Raw genomic sequence first — 13,720 nt, forward strand, 5'->3', positions numbered from 1 at the left:
GCCCCCGCTTACCGGTCGTGCCCGGCGGCGAGGCTGAACAGGCGGTCGCCGTACTCGACGGAGGTGCCGTCGGCGGCGTGGATGGCCACGATCCGGCCGTCGGCCTCCGCCTCGACCGGGATCATCAGCTTCATCACCTCGATGATCGCGACCTGCTGGCCGCGCCGGACCACGTCGCCCTCCACCACGAACGGCGCCGTACCGGGCTCCGCTGCCCGGTAGAACGTGCCGACCGTGGTGGCGCACAGGTCGCGCAGGTCCGTGGCGACCGGCGGCGCTGCCGGTGCCTCGACCGTCACCGTGACGGCGGCCTGCGCCGGAGCGGCCACCGGTGCGGGTGCCGGGACGAGCACCGACGCCGGTGGCGGCGCGGGTGCGGCGGTGGCCCACTCCAGCTCCACCAGCACCTCCCCGGCCCGGATGCGCAGCGCGCTGGGCGGGGTGCCCACCTCGGCCAGCAGCCGCTGGGCGCTGCGGCGTACGTCGTCGAGGTCGTCGGCGATCGTGCGGCCGACCTCGGGCAGGCCGGCGAGCTCGCCGCCGGCGCAGGTCATCGCGGGCATGGACGGATCGAGAAGACCGGTCACCGTACCCCTCCTTCGGTGCTGACCAGCAGCTCTTCGGCTTGCTGGTGCCGTCGGCCGAACCGGCGGAACCGGGCGCGGCGCGCGGCGACCAGTGCGGTCCCGTGGCGGTCGGCCAGTTCGGTCAGCTCGGCATGGACCGCGTCGCGCAGCAGCAGGGCGGCGGCGGCATGGTCGGCCTCGGCGCCGCCGGGCGGCTCCGGGATGACGCCCTCGACGATCCCGAGCTCCAGCAGCGACCGCGCGTCGATGCGCAGCGCCTGGGCGGCCGTGGGCGCGGCGGCCGGGTCGCGCCACAGGATCGCGGCACACCCCTCGGGACTGATCACGGTGTATACGGCGTGTTCGAGCATGAGCACCCGGTCGGCCACGGCGATGCCGAGCGCGCCGCCGCTGCAGCCCTCGCCGGTGATCACGGTGACCACCGGGACGGGCAGCGAACCCATCAGGCGCAGGTTCTCCGCGATCGCGGTGGCCTGGCCGCGCTGCTCGGCGTCCACCCCCGGGTACGCCCCGGGCGTGTCGACCAGCGTCACCACCGGCAGCCCCCACTTGGCGGCCAGCCGCAGCAGCCGGGCCGCCTTGCGGTAGCCCGCCGGATGCGCCATGCCGTAGTTGCGGGCGGCCAGCTCGCGGGTGGTGTGCCCCTTCTCGTGCCCGAGCACCAGGACCGGGCTGCCGTTGAGCCGCCCGACGCCGCCGATGATCGCCGGGCAGTCCCCGCCGACGCGGTCGCCGTGCAGTTCCTCGAAGTCGTCGAGCATCAGCGACAGGTAGTCCGAGGTGGTGGGCCGCCGGATGTCGCGGGCCCGGCGCACCGCCTCCCAGGCGCTGCGTTCGGGCAGCCGCTCCGGCTCCCGGACGACCACCGGCGCCACCGGATCCGGTGGGGTGTCGGCGGGCCGCCGGGTGGCGATGGACAGCAGCCGCCCCACCCGGTGCCGCAGCGCCGAGCGCGGGCAGATCAGATCCAGGAAGCCGTGTTCGAGCAGCTTCTCGGCGGTCTGGAAACCGGGCGGCAGCTGCTCGCCGATGGTCTGCGCGATGACCCGCGGGCCGGCGAAGCCGAGCCGGGCGCCGGGCTCGGCGACCAGGACGTCGCCGAGCATCGCGTACGACGCCGCGACGCCCCCGTAGGTCGGGTCGGTGACCAGGCACATCGTCGGCAGCCCCGCCTCGTCGAGCTGGTGCAGCGCCTGGGCGGTCTTGGCCATCTGCATCAGCCCGATGACGCCCTCCTGCATGCGTACCCCGCCCGAGGCGGTGACCAGCAGCAGCGGGAGCCGCTCGGCGAGTGCCGTCTCGGCGGCCAGGGTGATGTGCTCGCCGACCCCGGCGGACAGGCTGCCGCCCAGGAACCGGAAGTCCATCACCGCGGCCACCACCGGCACCCCGGTGATCCGCAGCCGGGCGCAGACCACCGCCTCGGGCAGCCCGGTGGCGTGCCGGGCGTCGGCGACGCGCTGCGGGTACGGCTTGTGGTCGACGAAGCGCAGCGGGTCCTCGGCGACGTCGACGAGGTCCAGCGGCTCGATCGAGCCCGGGTCGGCCAGCAGGTCCAGCCGGTCCGGTGCGCTCAGCGGCTGGCAGTGCCCGCACCGGGGGCACACGCCGTGCCCCCGGGCCAGCCGTTTGGCGTAGCTGACGCCCTGGCACCGGCCGCACGACACCCACCGCGCCGTGGGGTCGTCGACCTGTGCCGCGTTCACGACGCGATCCGGGCCGTGCTGACCAGATCGATCAGCTGCGCCGGGGTCCGGACCGCCAGCACCGCGTCGTCGGGCAGCTTGATGCTCAGCTCACGCTGCAGGCGGGCGGTGGTCTCCAGCAGGGCCAGGGAGTCGTAGCCCAGGTCGGCGAAGCTGGTCTGGCTGATGTCGCCGTCGAGGGCGCTCGAGGCACCGGCGACGTCGGAGAGCACCCGGCGTACGTCGTCGATGGTGAAGTCGGAAACGGTGGACATGGTGGAGCCTCCTCGGTCACGACGGGATCAGGCGGCGACGGGTTCGACGACCGCGTCGTAGAGGTCGTGCTCGGGCACGGCCACGGCGGCCAGCTCCCGCACGTGCACCCGGAACCCGTCGGTGGCCACGGCGTTGGCGTGGTCGGCCGGGTCGGCCCACTGCACGGTCTCGACGAACACGTTGGGCTCGCGCCGGGAGCGGTAGCACTGCCGGCCCAGGAAGCCCGGCTGTGCCGCCATGTAGTTGTTGAGGTTGCGCATGACCTGCTCGAACTGGGCGACGTCGCCGCGGACGGTGAGCCGGTTGATGAAGGTGACCATGGTGTTTCTCCTGTTCAGACGGTCTTGGAGTGGGCGGCGGAGAGCCGCCCGTGCAGCTGGGTGCGGATGTCGCGGCGGCGCACCTTGCCGGTCGCCGAGCGCGGGATCTCGCGGACCAGCTCGATGCCGTGCAGGTGCTGGTAGTCGGGCAGCTGCCCGTTGACGAAGGCGATGACGTCGTCGCCGGTGACGTCCTCGTCGTCGGTGACGACCAGGGCGTACGCGACCGCGCCGCGCTCGGGGTGGGGCAGGTCGACGACCATGCAGTCCACGACGGCCGGGTGCCGGGCCACGGTGCGCTCGACCTCCACCGGCGACACCAGCCAGTTGTCGCACTTGAAGACGTCCTTGAGCCGGTCGACCAGGAACAGCGCCCCGTCGGTGTCGAGGTAGCCCACGTCGCCGGTGTCGAACCACCCGTCGGCGTCGACGGGCCGCTGCACCGAGCCGTCGGCGGCCAGGTAGCCGGCCATCACCTGCGGCCCGGACACCTGCACCTCGCCGGGCTGGCCCGGTGGCAGCGGCTGCCTGGTGTCGAGGTCGACCACCCGGCAGCCGGTGCCGGGGACCGGCCGGCCGACCGAGCCCGGCCGCGGCGCGTCGATGCGGTCGCAGTGGGTCAGCGGCGAGGTCTCGGCCAGGCCGTACCCCTGGATGACCGGCACCCCGAGCGCGGCCGACAGCCGGGCCGCGGCCGACGGCGACAGTGCCGAGCCGCCCGACAGCACGGCCCGCGCGGTCGGCAGCTGCCAGCCCGGCAGGCGCGGGTCCCCGGCCATCCGGGCCAGCCGCACCGGCAGGCTGTAGAAGTGGGTGGCCCCGGTGGTGCGGGCCAGTGACACCGCCTCGGCCGGATCCCCGGCCGGGACCAGCACCTGGGTCGACCCGGCGCACACGGCCGAGTTCAGGTGCATCGGGTGGTACGTGGGCAGGTGGTTCAGGCCGACCGTGGTCGCCCCCAGCCCGTGCGCCAGCGCCACCTGCGCCGCGTTGTAGACCACGTTGCGGTGCGTGAGCAGCACCGCCTTGGGCCGCCCGGTGGTGCCGCTGGTGAACTGCGCGACCGCCACGGCGTCGGGATCGGCGCGGTGCTCGGGCGCCGGCGTGCCCCGGTGCCGCCGGGACATCCCGGCCAGGGTGAACAGGCCGCCCTCGCCGGGCCGGTCCAGGTACACCACGTGGCGCAGGTTGGGCAGGTCGAGCCGGATGGCGCGCAGCCGGTCGGCCATGTCGGCGACCGCGACGAGCACCCGTACGTCGGCCGACTCCAGCACCCAGTGCAGTTCGTCGGCGCCCTGCAGCGGGTTGACCACCGCGCAGACGTGTCCGGCCCGGACGGTGCCGTAGTAGGCCACCGCGAACGCCGGGTCCAGCGCGGCGGCCACCCCGACCATGGACGCCCCGCCGAGCGCGGCGGCGCCGTGCCCGGTCGGCAGCAGCTCCAGCAGGGCCGCGGCGAAGTTGTCGGCGGCCGCGTCGAGCGCGGCGAACGACACCGTACGCTGGCCCGACTTGATCGCCGCCCGCCCCGGCGCGGTGCGGGCGGCGTGGCGCAGCAGCCCGTCCGCGGTCCCGCCGCTGCGGTCGAGCACCGCCGCGAGCCGCCGCGCCGGATCGTCGTCCGGGTCGGTCAGCACCGCCTCGGGCAGGACCCCGCGCAGCAGGGCCGGGTCGGGCGGTGCGCCCGCCACCGTCGCCTCACGCATGCGCCGGCTCCTCGGCGAACGCCTGCGCGTGGCGCAGCGTCTGCAGCGAGTTGGTGCTGAGCACGCGGCGCAGGTAGCGGCGCGCGTCGGCGACCGTGGTGTTCTCGCCGAGCAGGTTCAGCGCGTCCGGCCGGATGGTGGCGGTGTGCCGGGCGGTGACCGTGACGCCCTCGGGCGTGGTCTGGAAGTGCCAGTGCCCGGTGTGCGCGTCGAGCAGCTTCGGCAGCCCGATCTGCTTGTAGATGATCTTGTGGGGCAGGCAGATCCGCACCGAGCGGGTGGTGTGCGCGCGGCCCTCCGGGGTGACCGTGTCCATGTCGAAGAACTGCACCCCGGGCTGGTCCTCGGTCATCGACAGCGCGGTGACGTGCGGGACCCGCTCGGGCCACTTGTCGGCGTCGTAGAGGAAGCCGTACACGGCCTCGGTGTTGCCCGCGATGAACAGCGGGTCCTCGAAGTGGACCACCAGCTCCTTGAGCTGGTCCCAGTTCTCGGCGATGGCGGCGACCCGGGCGATCTGCTCGTCGGCGCCCTTGAGGTGCGCGGCGACGGCGTCGCGGCCGCTGTTGCTGTTCTGGCCGTCGGCGCGCAGCGTCAGCTCGGCCTCGCAGGTGCCGTCTGCGGCGGGGCGGAACCGCCACTGGACGCCGGCCGAGGTCAGCGGGGCCTGGCAGTCGACCTGGTCGTAGGTGACGGTCAGCCCGCTGCGGTCCAGGGTGCGGCGGCTGGCCCAGTGGCGTACGCCGTCGCCTTCCAGCGCCCACCAGCGCACCACGTCGCCGTCCTCCTCGGCGTACACGCCGTCGGGGAAGAACTGGGGCCAGTGCCGCAGGTCGGTCACGATCTCGAAGGCGACCGACGCGGGTGCCTTGATGACCGCGGTGCGGGTCTCGGTGCGGTTGGTGCTCTTGGACATGGGTGCTCCTTCGCATCTGGACGGGCCGCACGGTGTCGCGGCCGGACCGGTCTGTGAGAAACCGTCGCAGTCCGTCACTTGAGCCCGGGTCGAGTCCGACTTGAATGCCCAGGTCAGGCACTTGCGGTCGCAAAAAATACCCAACCGGCCAATTGTGTGGAAATCGCACTTCGGGCCCACGAAGCGCCAATAGTGGGAGAGGTGGTCTTCAACCGCGCCTACCGGCCGGATCCCGCACTTGGGGGTAGCACATGCTGTTTCGGGTACTCGGACCGCTGACCGTAGGGTCGCCGTTCGCCGCCGGAGAACGACTGACCGCGCCGAAACCGCGCAAGGCGCTGGCGCTGCTGCTGATGCACGCCGACCGGGTCGTGCCCACCGACCTGCTCTTCACCGAGCTGTGGGACGACGAGCCGCCCGCCAGCGCGCAGACCACGCTGCAGACCTACATCCTGCAGATCCGGCGGATGCTGGCCCGCACATTCGCGCTGGACCCGGCCGCCGTGGCCCGGGACCTGCTGGTCACCGCCTCCGACGGCTACCGGATGCAGGTGCGCGACCGGCCCGGCGCCGGCGGCGACGAGCTGGACCTGCACTGCTACGAGCGGCTGGCGGCGCAGGGGCGGCACGCCGCCGACTGCGGCGACCACGGCCGGGCCGCCCGCCTGCTCGGCCAGGCGCTCGACGTGTGGCGGGGGGCGGCACTGGTCGACGTACGCGTCGGCGCGGTGCTGCGGGTGGAGACCCGGCGGCTGGAGGAGGACCGGCTGGCCACCTGGAAGCAGCGCATCGACGCCGACCTGGCCCTGGACCGCCACCACGAGATCCTGGGCGAGCTCAGCAGCCTGGCCGCCCGGCATCCGCTGCACGAGGACCTGCAGGCCCAGTACATGATCGCGCTGTACCGGGCCGGGCGGCGCACCGACGCCCTGCAGGCGTTCCAGCAGCTGCGCGGCGTACTGCTGGACGACCTCGGGCTCGAGCCGTCCCGCCGCATGCAGCACATCCAGCGCGCCATCCTCAGCGCCGACCCGGCCCTGGACGCCTCGGCGCCGTACGCCGAAGCCGGGGTCCTGGCCGGCGCGGGCGCGCGCTGACGCACCTCATGACGCTCGACCACAACCGACCCACGGGGAGGCCCGCATGCAACGACGAGTCGTGATCACCGGGATGGGCGTGATAGCCCCCGGCGGCATCGGCACCAAGGCGTTCTGGGAGCTGCTGACCAGCGGCCGGACCGCCACCCGCACCATCTCCTTCTTCGACCCGTCGCCGTTCCGCTCGCAGGTGGCGGCCGAGTGCGACTTCGACCCGGCCGCGCACGGCCTGACCGCCGCGCAGATCCTGCGGATGGACCGCGCGGCCCAGTTCGCCGTGGTCGCCGCGGCCGAGGCGGTCGCCGACGCCGGGATCGAACCGGCCGAACTCGACCCGACCCGGCTGGGCACCGTGGTGGGCAGCGCCGTCGGCGCCACCACCAGCCTGGAGCGCGAGTACGTCATCGCCTCCGACCGGGGCCGGAACTGGCTGGTCGACAACACGGACACCTCGCCCCACCTGTACGACTACTACGTCCCCGGCTCGTTCGCCGCCGAGGTGGCCTGGTCGGTCGGGGCCGAGGGCCCGGCCGCGGTGGTCTCCACCGGCTGCACCTCCGGCCTGGACGCGGTCGCGCACGCGGTCGAGCTGATCCGCGAGGGCAGCGCCGACCTGGTCGTCGGCGGCGCCACCGACGCGCCCATCTCGCCCATCACCGTGGCCTGCTTCGACGCGATCAAGGCGACCACGCCGCGCAACGACGACCCGGCACACGCCTCGCGCCCGTTCGACAACAGCCGCAACGGGTTCGTCCTCGGCGAGGGCGCGGCCATGTTCGTGCTCGAGGAGTACGAGCACGCCCGCCGCCGCGGCGCCGAGATCTACGCCGAGATCGTCGGCTTCGCCTCGCGCTGCAACGCCTTCCACATGACCGGCCTGCGCCCCGACGGCCGCGAGATGGCCGAGGCCATCACGCACGCCCTCGGCCTGGCCAGGCTCGACCCGACGCGGATCGGGTACGTCAACGCGCACGGCTCGGGCACCAAGCAGAACGACCGGCACGAGACCGCCGCCGTCAAGCTGGCGCTGCGCGACCACGCGTACGCGACACCCATGAGCTCGATCAAGTCGATGGTCGGCCACTCGCTCGGCGCGATCGGCGCCATCGAGGTCGCCGCCTGCGCCCTGGCCATCGCCGAGAACGTCGTCCCGCCCACCGCCAACCTGCACGAACCCGACCCCGAATGCGACCTGGACTACGTACCCAACGAGGCACGCGACCGGCACCTGGACGCGGTGCTGTCGGTCGGCAGCGGCTTCGGCGGCTTCCAGAGCGCGATGGTCCTGGCCCGCCCGGAGGCGACCCGATGAGCACCCAGACCGCCGCCCGCCCGCGGCACCGCGAGCCCGGCCAGGCCCGCGCCGTCGTCACCGGCATCGGTGTGCTGGCGCCGACCGGCCTGAACACCCACGACTTCTGGCAGGCGGCCCTGGCCGGACGCAGCGGCATCGGCCGGATCGAACGCTTCGACCCCGGCCAGTACGCCGCGCGGCTGGCCGGCGAGATCCGCGACTTCGACCCGGCCGCGCACCTGCCCGAGCGGCTGCTGCCGCAGACCGACCACGTCACCCGGCTGTCGCTGGTCGCCGCCGAGCAGGCCCTCGCGGACGCGGGCGTCGACCCGGCCGCGCTGCCCGAGTACGGCATGAGCGTGGTCACCGCCAGCTCCGCCGGGGGCTTCGCCTTCGGCCAGAACGAGCTGGAGAAGCTGTGGGCCAAGGGCAGCGACCACGTCTCGGCGTACCAGTCGTTCGCCTGGTTCTACGCCGTCAACACCGGGCAGATCTCCATCCGGCACGGCATGCGCGGCCCCAGCGGGGTGCTGGTCACCGACTCGGCGGGCGGGCTCGACGCGGTCGGGCAGGCCCGGCGCAACCTGCGCGGCGGCACCGCGCTCGCGGTCACGGGCGGCGTCGACGGCTCGCTGTGCCCGTGGGGCTGGATCGGCCAGCTCGCCGAGGGCGGCATGAGCCGCCGCGACGACCCGGCGCGGGCGTACCTGCCGTTCGACCGCGACGCGGACGGCTGGGTGCCCGGCGAGGGCGGCGCGATCCTCATCGTCGAGGACGCCGCGGCCGCGGCCGCGCGGGGCGCCGGCCGGGTCTACGGCGAGATCAGCGGGTACGCCGCCACGTTCGACCCGCCCCCGGGCAGCGGCCGCCCGGCCGGGCTGCTGCGCGCGATCCGGCTGGCGCTGGCCGACGCGGGCCGGGACGCGTCCGAGGTGGACGTGGTCTTCGCCGACGCGGCCGGGGTGCCGGCCCTGGACCGGGCCGAGGCGCGCACGCTGGCGCAGGTGTTCGGCCCGCACGCGGTCCCGGTGACCGCGCCGAAGGCGGCGACCGGGCGGCTGGCCGCGGGCGCGGGGAGCCTGGACATCGCCGCCGCGCTGCTCAGCCTGCGCGACGGCGTCATCCCGCCGACGCCCAACGTCACCTCGCCCGCGTACCCGGACCTCGACCTGGTCGTCGGCGTCCCGCGCGAGACCGACCCGCGCACCGCCCTGGTCCTGGCCCGCGGCACCCACGGCTTCAACGCCGCCGTCGTCCTCACCCGCTGACCCGCCGACCCCCTCAGCGGTCAGGCAGCACTTTCGGGGAAAGTGCGCGAATGGAACGCCTCATTCGTGCGCTTTCCCCGAAACTGCATCCTCGGCCCGGGTGCTCGGCGCAGCGCGGCGGCGGGTTGTGCGGGGGGTGACGGTGTGGCTGTTTGTGCTGGTCAAGCGGGGCCGATAGGGTGACCGCGGTTCCGGGCAATTACGACATTTGGTCGAAACCTGACGCCCGGACCTCCAGGCACCCGGCCGAACAGGGGAACGATCGATGTATCGACGGCAACTGCTGAGCGCCGCAACTCTCGGGACGGCGGCGCTGCTGCTGCCGGGCCGCACCGCGTGGGCCGCCGCGCGGGTCCGCCTCAGCCCCACGAAGATCGCCAAGTACAAGGTGCGGCTGCCGATCCCGGCGGCCATGCCCGCGGTCAGCCGCAAGGGCGACACCGACGTGTACCGGATCGCGGTGCGCCAGCTGCGCCGCCAGGTGCTGCCGCCGGGCCTGCCCAAGACCACCCTCTGGGGGTACGGCGCCGTCGGCCACCCCGCCTCGTTCGGCTACCCGGCCTGCACCATCGAGGCGACCGTCGCCCGCCCGGTACAGGTCACCTGGGCCAACGAGCTGTACGACAAGGACGGCCACTTCCGCCCGCACCTGTTCGCGGTCGACCCGACGCTGCACTGGGCGAACCCGCCCGGCGGCAAGGACGGCCGGGACATGGACGGCGAGTTCACCAAGACGCCGGGGGCGTACCAGGGGCCGGTGCCGCTGGTCACGCACGTGCACGGGGCGCACACCGGCGACGAGTCGGACGGCCACCCGATGGCGTGGACCCTGCCCGCCGCGAACAACCTGCCTAAGGGCTACGCGGTCGGCGGCACCAACCACGACCTGTACCGCGACCGGGCCGAGGACGACGGGGCGACCTGGCAGGCGGGGACGACGGTCTGCCGGTACCCGAACGACCAGGCACCGGGCACGCTGTGGTACCACGACCACACGCTCGGCATGACCCGCCTCAACGTGTACGCCGGACCGGTCGGCTTCTACCTGCTGCGCGGCGGCGACACCGACCTGCCCGCGGGCGTGCTGCCCGGCCCCGCGCCGCAGCCGGGCGACACGGAGGGCACCCGCCACTACGAGCTGCCGCTGGTCGTCCAGGACCGCTCCTTCCACACCGACGGCTCGCTGTACTACCCGGGCAGCCGGGCGGAGTTCTTCGACCACTTCGCCGGGCCGTACGTGCCCGACAGCGACATCGCGCCGATGTGGAACCCGGGGTTCGCCGGTGACACGATGGTGGTCAACGGAGCGACCTGGCCCCGGACCCCGGTCGAGCCCCGGCGCTACCGGCTGCGGCTGCTCAACGCCTGCAACTCCCGTACCCTCATCCTGAAGATCGCCTCCTCCGCGACCGCCGCCCGGCCCGCGGCGGCCGCGGTGCCGTTCTGGCAGATCGGCGCCGACGGCGGCTACCTGGCCAAGCCGGTACAGCTGGACCAGCTGCTGCTGGCCAGCGGCGAGCGCGCCGACGTGATCGTCGACTTCACGGGTGCCAAGCCCGGCACCCAGCTGTTCCTGATCAACGAGGGCCCGGACGGGCCGTTCGCGGGCGGCCAGGTCGGCGGGGCGTTCCAGGCGGCCGACCCGGCCGGCACCGGCCAGGTGCTGCGCTTCGACGTGCAGCCGCTGCGCGGCAAGGACACCACGGTCCCCGCCGACCAGCTGACGCTGCCCAAGACCGCGGCCTCCCCGGCCGCGACGGTCACCCGCCGGGTGATGCTGGACGAGCTGGACTCGGCGGTGCTGACCGGGGTCGGCGGCCGGGTCGCGATGCTGGGCACGGTCAGCACCGACCGCAAGCAGAAGCTGCTGCACTGGCACGACGACGCCACCGAGACGCCGACCGCCGGGGACACCGAGACCTGGGAGATCCTCAACTTCACCGACCACGCCCACCCGGTGCACCTGCACCAGGTGCAGTTCGAGGTGCTGAGCCGCAACGTCTTCCTGCAGCCGACCCGCCCCGCCGACCCCGGCGAGACCGGCCGCAAGGACACCGTGATCACCTACCCGGGCGAGGTCACCCGCATCAAGGCCACCTTCGACCTGCCCGGCCAGTACGTGTGGCACTGCCACATCCTGGAGCACGAGGACAACGAGATGATGCGCCCGCTGACCGTCGCGCCGCGCCACTGATCAGGCCCCGGGACGGGCCACCCCGCGGTCGGGAGGATGACCGCGGGGTGGCCGGGCTCCGGCCTCACATCTGCAGGTCGGTTTCGATGGTCTTGAGCTTGTGCCGGGCCATGGCCAGGTTGGCCCGGGTCCGGCTCAGCACCATGTACAGGAACAGCCCCTGGGTGTTGCGGCTGGTCAGCGGTCGGATGACGTGATACTGGCCGCCCAGGGTGATCAGGATGTCCTCGATCGAGTCCTTGAGCTTCAGCATCTCCAGCGTGCGCAGCTTCGCCCGGACCACGTCGGTGTTGCCCGCCGCCGCGATGGTCAGGTCGAACTCCTTCGAGCTGCCGAGCGTGCCCAGCGCCATACCGCTGGTGTAGTCGACGAGCGCGACGCCGATCGCGCCCTCGATCTGCATCGCCTCCTGCAGCGAACTCTCCATGTCGGCCATCGGTTCCTCGTTTCTCCTCTTGCCCTGCGATGAGGGGTGATCTGCGGTGCGCTAAGCGGGGTGGTAGACGGCGCCCATCAACTGACCGATGCGGGCGGCCACCGGCCGGGCCTCGTGGTGCAGCCGGGCGACGTTCAGATCGGGTCCGGCCACGACGGTCAGCAGCGCCGTCTGTCCCGCCGCGAAGGTGGCGACGTACCCGTTGGTGGCGGCGGTGACCGTCTCGCGGAAGTCGCCGCTGCGCAGCGCCGCCACGATCTGCTGGCCCAGGCCGAGCTGGGCGGCCGACATCGCCGCGAACACCTCCGGCTCGATGCCCGGGGTGTCCTCGGCGATGAGCATGCCGTCGACGCTGGCCACCAGCACGCCGGTGACGTACGGGACGCGCAGGCGCAGCTCGCGCAGCTCCGCCTGCAGCGGGATCTGGGTCTCGGTGTCCACGACGACACCTCTCTTCCGGGTCTGGGGGATGTCCTGGGGGATGTCCTGGGCGGCATGGCGGGGCTCGTGGCTGGGCTCCTGCTCGCGGCGCAGCAGGTCCAGCAGCGCTCGGATCACAGCGCCTCCAGGCCCGCGATCAGGCGCGTCAGGATCAGATCGGACGGACGGCCGTCGCCGCGCGGCCGGTCCTCGGCCTCGTCGAAGTCGCCGAAGGCACCGGGCTCGCGGGCCGGCCGGCGCGGCAGCGGCACCAGCGGGGCCGAGCCGCGCGGCTCGGGCCTGCGCTCGGCGCGGCGCGGGGGCTCCGGTTCGCGGGTACGCTCCGGCGAAATACGCGGCAGCGGCGGCACCGGTTCGGGGCGGGCGGCCTCGCGGGCCCGTACCGTGGCGACGGAACCGGCCGCGACCGACCCGCCGGGGCGGCCCGGCTCGACCAGCCCGACCCGCGCCATCCGGCGCACCTCGAGCATCACCGTGAACGTGTCGCGCCCGAGCAGCCGGGCCAGGTCGATCGGGCTGCGGCGCCGGTCGGCGCCCGCGACGACCTCCCACTGCAGCGCGGTCAGCGCCACGGCCTGGGTGGACAGCCGCCGCCGCGGCAGCACCGCCGCGGTGTCGATGGCCGCGTCGGGCCACGCGTCGGCGAGCAGCCGCTTGCGCCGGTCCACCTCCTGGCAGACCAGGCGCAGGTCCAGGGTGCGCAGGTGGCCGAAGGGGTGCCGGGCGCCGGGTTCGAACTGGGCGCTGGCGACGAGGTCGAACAGGAAGAAGGCCGCGTCGTACAGGGCGATGACGCTGAGCGCCTCCACCTCGGCCTGGCTGACCAGCCCGGTCGCGACCAGCTCGGCACCGACGCGGTGCTGCGCCCGGCCCGCCCCGACCGCGGCCCGCCACGCCTCGGCGGGCAGCCGCCCGGAGCCGGTGAGCAGCCGCTCCATCCCGGCCGCGACCGAGCACTCGGCGTAGGCGATCTTGCCGTCGACGACGTACACCGCGCCGCCGGGGGCGTCGAGGATGCGCATCACGCCGCTGACCCCGGCCGCGCACCACGGCTCCAGCGCCTCCCGCACCGGGTACGGCCGGACCGTGCGCGACACCGTCGGCGCCCGGCCGGCCTCGGTCCCGGCGGTGACCTCGGTCGGCATCAGTTCAGCGAGAACTGGGCGGCGATCGCGCTGAGGCGCCGCTGCGTCACGGCCAGGTTCCCGACCTGCCGGTCGAGCCACACGTAGAGCACCATCCGCGCCGCGACCTCGGTGCTGATCAGGTGCAGCAGGTGGTAGCCGTTGCCCGCGGTGATGACGATGTCCTCGACGTGGGCGGGCTGGCCCACGGTGGCGAAGGCCGCCGTCTGCATCGTCGCGTGGATCATGTCGGCGGCGCCCGCGTCGTAGGCGTCGCGGTCGCCGTGGCCGCGCCCGGCCGTGCCGATGGTCGAGCCGCTGGGGTAGTCGATGAGACTGGCTCCCAGGACGCCGTTCAGCGTCATCATCTGATGAA

The 13,720-nt window shown here is 73.8% G+C and carries 14 protein-coding genes; 4 read left to right on the forward strand and 10 right to left on the reverse strand.

Features of this window, described 5'->3' with window-relative positions; genetic code table 11:
- Window positions 1-8: 8 nt before the first annotated feature.
- The 6 genes from QEZ54_RS23075 to QEZ54_RS23100 are packed head-to-tail and all read right to left on the reverse strand — an operon-like array spanning window position 9 to window position 5,490.
- Window positions 9-587 carry an acetyl-CoA carboxylase biotin carboxyl carrier protein subunit gene (locus QEZ54_RS23075; protein ID WP_281306788.1) on the reverse strand — a complete coding sequence of 193 codons (579 nt, stop codon included), beginning with the start codon at window positions 585-587 and terminating at the stop codon, window positions 9-11.
- Window positions 584-2,293, reverse strand: coding sequence for an acetyl-CoA carboxylase carboxyltransferase subunit alpha (locus tag QEZ54_RS23080; protein ID WP_281306789.1), 1,710 nt, complete (start codon window positions 2,291-2,293; stop codon window positions 584-586). The genes QEZ54_RS23075 and QEZ54_RS23080 overlap by 4 nt, the downstream gene beginning before the upstream one ends.
- Window positions 2,290-2,547 carry an acyl carrier protein gene (locus QEZ54_RS23085; protein WP_281306790.1) on the reverse strand — a complete coding sequence of 86 codons (258 nt, stop codon included), beginning with the start codon at window positions 2,545-2,547 and terminating at the stop codon, window positions 2,290-2,292. Before QEZ54_RS23085 ends, QEZ54_RS23080 begins: the two co-directional genes overlap by 4 nt.
- Before the next feature lie 27 nt (window positions 2,548-2,574).
- On the reverse strand, window positions 2,575-2,868 hold the full coding sequence (locus QEZ54_RS23090; protein WP_281306791.1) for an antibiotic biosynthesis monooxygenase family protein: 294 nt from the start codon (window positions 2,866-2,868) through the stop codon (window positions 2,575-2,577).
- Window positions 2,869-2,882: 14 nt separating this feature from the next.
- On the reverse strand, window positions 2,883-4,574 hold the full coding sequence (locus tag QEZ54_RS23095; protein WP_281306792.1) for a class I adenylate-forming enzyme family protein: 1,692 nt from the start codon (window positions 4,572-4,574) through the stop codon (window positions 2,883-2,885).
- Entirely contained in the window at window positions 4,567-5,490 is a 924-nt protein-coding gene (locus tag QEZ54_RS23100; protein WP_281306793.1) for an SRPBCC family protein, read from the reverse strand. The genes QEZ54_RS23095 and QEZ54_RS23100 overlap by 8 nt, the downstream gene beginning before the upstream one ends.
- 251 nt (window positions 5,491-5,741) lie before the next feature.
- Between QEZ54_RS23100 and QEZ54_RS23105 the strand changes: the two genes are divergently transcribed.
- The 4 genes from QEZ54_RS23105 (at window position 5,742) to QEZ54_RS23120 (ending at window position 11,343) form a co-directional block, all read left to right on the forward strand.
- Window positions 5,742-6,587, forward strand: coding sequence for an AfsR/SARP family transcriptional regulator (locus QEZ54_RS23105; protein WP_281306794.1), 846 nt, complete (start codon window positions 5,742-5,744; stop codon window positions 6,585-6,587).
- 46 nt (window positions 6,588-6,633) lie between these two features.
- Window positions 6,634-7,899 (forward strand): beta-ketoacyl-[acyl-carrier-protein] synthase family protein, encoded by a 1,266-nt coding sequence (locus tag QEZ54_RS23110; protein ID WP_281306795.1) that lies wholly within the window; start codon window positions 6,634-6,636, stop codon window positions 7,897-7,899.
- Window positions 7,896-9,149: a ketosynthase chain-length factor gene (locus QEZ54_RS23115; RefSeq protein WP_281306796.1), complete on the forward strand. Its 1,254-nt coding sequence runs from the start codon at window positions 7,896-7,898 to the stop codon at window positions 9,147-9,149. Before QEZ54_RS23110 ends, QEZ54_RS23115 begins: the two co-directional genes overlap by 4 nt.
- Window positions 9,150-9,414: 265 nt before the next feature.
- Entirely contained in the window at window positions 9,415-11,343 is a 1,929-nt protein-coding gene (locus QEZ54_RS23120) for a multicopper oxidase (RefSeq protein ID WP_281306797.1), read from the forward strand.
- 64 nt (window positions 11,344-11,407) lie between these two features.
- Here the strand turns inward: QEZ54_RS23120 and QEZ54_RS23125 are convergent, their stop codons facing one another.
- The 4 genes from QEZ54_RS23125 to QEZ54_RS23140 are packed head-to-tail and all read right to left on the reverse strand — an operon-like array spanning window position 11,408 to window position 13,712.
- A complete protein-coding gene (locus tag QEZ54_RS23125; RefSeq protein WP_281306798.1) occupies window positions 11,408-11,779 on the reverse strand; it encodes a hypothetical protein in 372 nt (123 codons plus the stop codon).
- A gap of 51 nt (window positions 11,780-11,830) precedes the next feature.
- The gene (locus tag QEZ54_RS23130; RefSeq protein WP_281306799.1) at window positions 11,831-12,337 is read right to left on the reverse strand and encodes a roadblock/LC7 domain-containing protein; all 507 of its coding nucleotides are present in this window, start codon (window positions 12,335-12,337) and stop codon (window positions 11,831-11,833) included.
- Entirely contained in the window at window positions 12,334-13,365 is a 1,032-nt protein-coding gene (locus tag QEZ54_RS23135; protein ID WP_281306800.1) for a hypothetical protein, read from the reverse strand. The genes QEZ54_RS23130 and QEZ54_RS23135 overlap by 4 nt, the downstream gene beginning before the upstream one ends.
- The gene (locus QEZ54_RS23140; protein WP_281306801.1) at window positions 13,365-13,712 is read right to left on the reverse strand and encodes a hypothetical protein; all 348 of its coding nucleotides are present in this window, start codon (window positions 13,710-13,712) and stop codon (window positions 13,365-13,367) included. Before QEZ54_RS23140 ends, QEZ54_RS23135 begins: the two co-directional genes overlap by 1 nt.
- Between the last annotated feature and the right edge of the window lie 8 nt (window positions 13,713-13,720).

This window comes from Catellatospora sp. KI3, assembly GCF_029948125.1.
Lineage (GTDB): Bacteria > Actinomycetota > Actinomycetes > Mycobacteriales > Micromonosporaceae > Catellatospora.

What these genes read in the sequence shown, in the direction of transcription:
- QEZ54_RS23085 (WP_281306790.1), bottom strand. Translation starts at nt 2,547, where the DNA reads ATGTCCACCGTTTCCGACTTCACCATCGACGACGTACGCCGGGTGCTC.
- QEZ54_RS23090 (WP_281306791.1), bottom strand. Translation starts at nt 2,868, where the DNA reads ATGGTCACCTTCATCAACCGGCTCACCGTCCGCGGCGACGTCGCCCAG.
- QEZ54_RS23095 (WP_281306792.1), bottom strand. Translation starts at nt 4,574, where the DNA reads ATGCGTGAGGCGACGGTGGCGGGCGCACCGCCCGACCCGGCCCTGCTG.
- QEZ54_RS23100 (WP_281306793.1), bottom strand. Translation starts at nt 5,490, where the DNA reads ATGTCCAAGAGCACCAACCGCACCGAGACCCGCACCGCGGTCATCAAG.
- QEZ54_RS23105 (WP_281306794.1), top strand. Translation starts at nt 5,742, where the DNA reads ATGCTGTTTCGGGTACTCGGACCGCTGACCGTAGGGTCGCCGTTCGCC.
- QEZ54_RS23110 (WP_281306795.1), top strand. Translation starts at nt 6,634, where the DNA reads ATGCAACGACGAGTCGTGATCACCGGGATGGGCGTGATAGCCCCCGGC.
- QEZ54_RS23115 (WP_281306796.1), top strand. Translation starts at nt 7,896, where the DNA reads ATGAGCACCCAGACCGCCGCCCGCCCGCGGCACCGCGAGCCCGGCCAG.
- QEZ54_RS23120 (WP_281306797.1), top strand. Translation starts at nt 9,415, where the DNA reads ATGTATCGACGGCAACTGCTGAGCGCCGCAACTCTCGGGACGGCGGCG.
- QEZ54_RS23125 (WP_281306798.1), bottom strand. Translation starts at nt 11,779, where the DNA reads ATGGCCGACATGGAGAGTTCGCTGCAGGAGGCGATGCAGATCGAGGGC.
- QEZ54_RS23135 (WP_281306800.1), bottom strand. Translation starts at nt 13,365, where the DNA reads ATGCCGACCGAGGTCACCGCCGGGACCGAGGCCGGCCGGGCGCCGACG.
- QEZ54_RS23140 (WP_281306801.1), bottom strand. Translation starts at nt 13,712, where the DNA reads ATGATGACGCTGAACGGCGTCCTGGGAGCCAGTCTCATCGACTACCCC.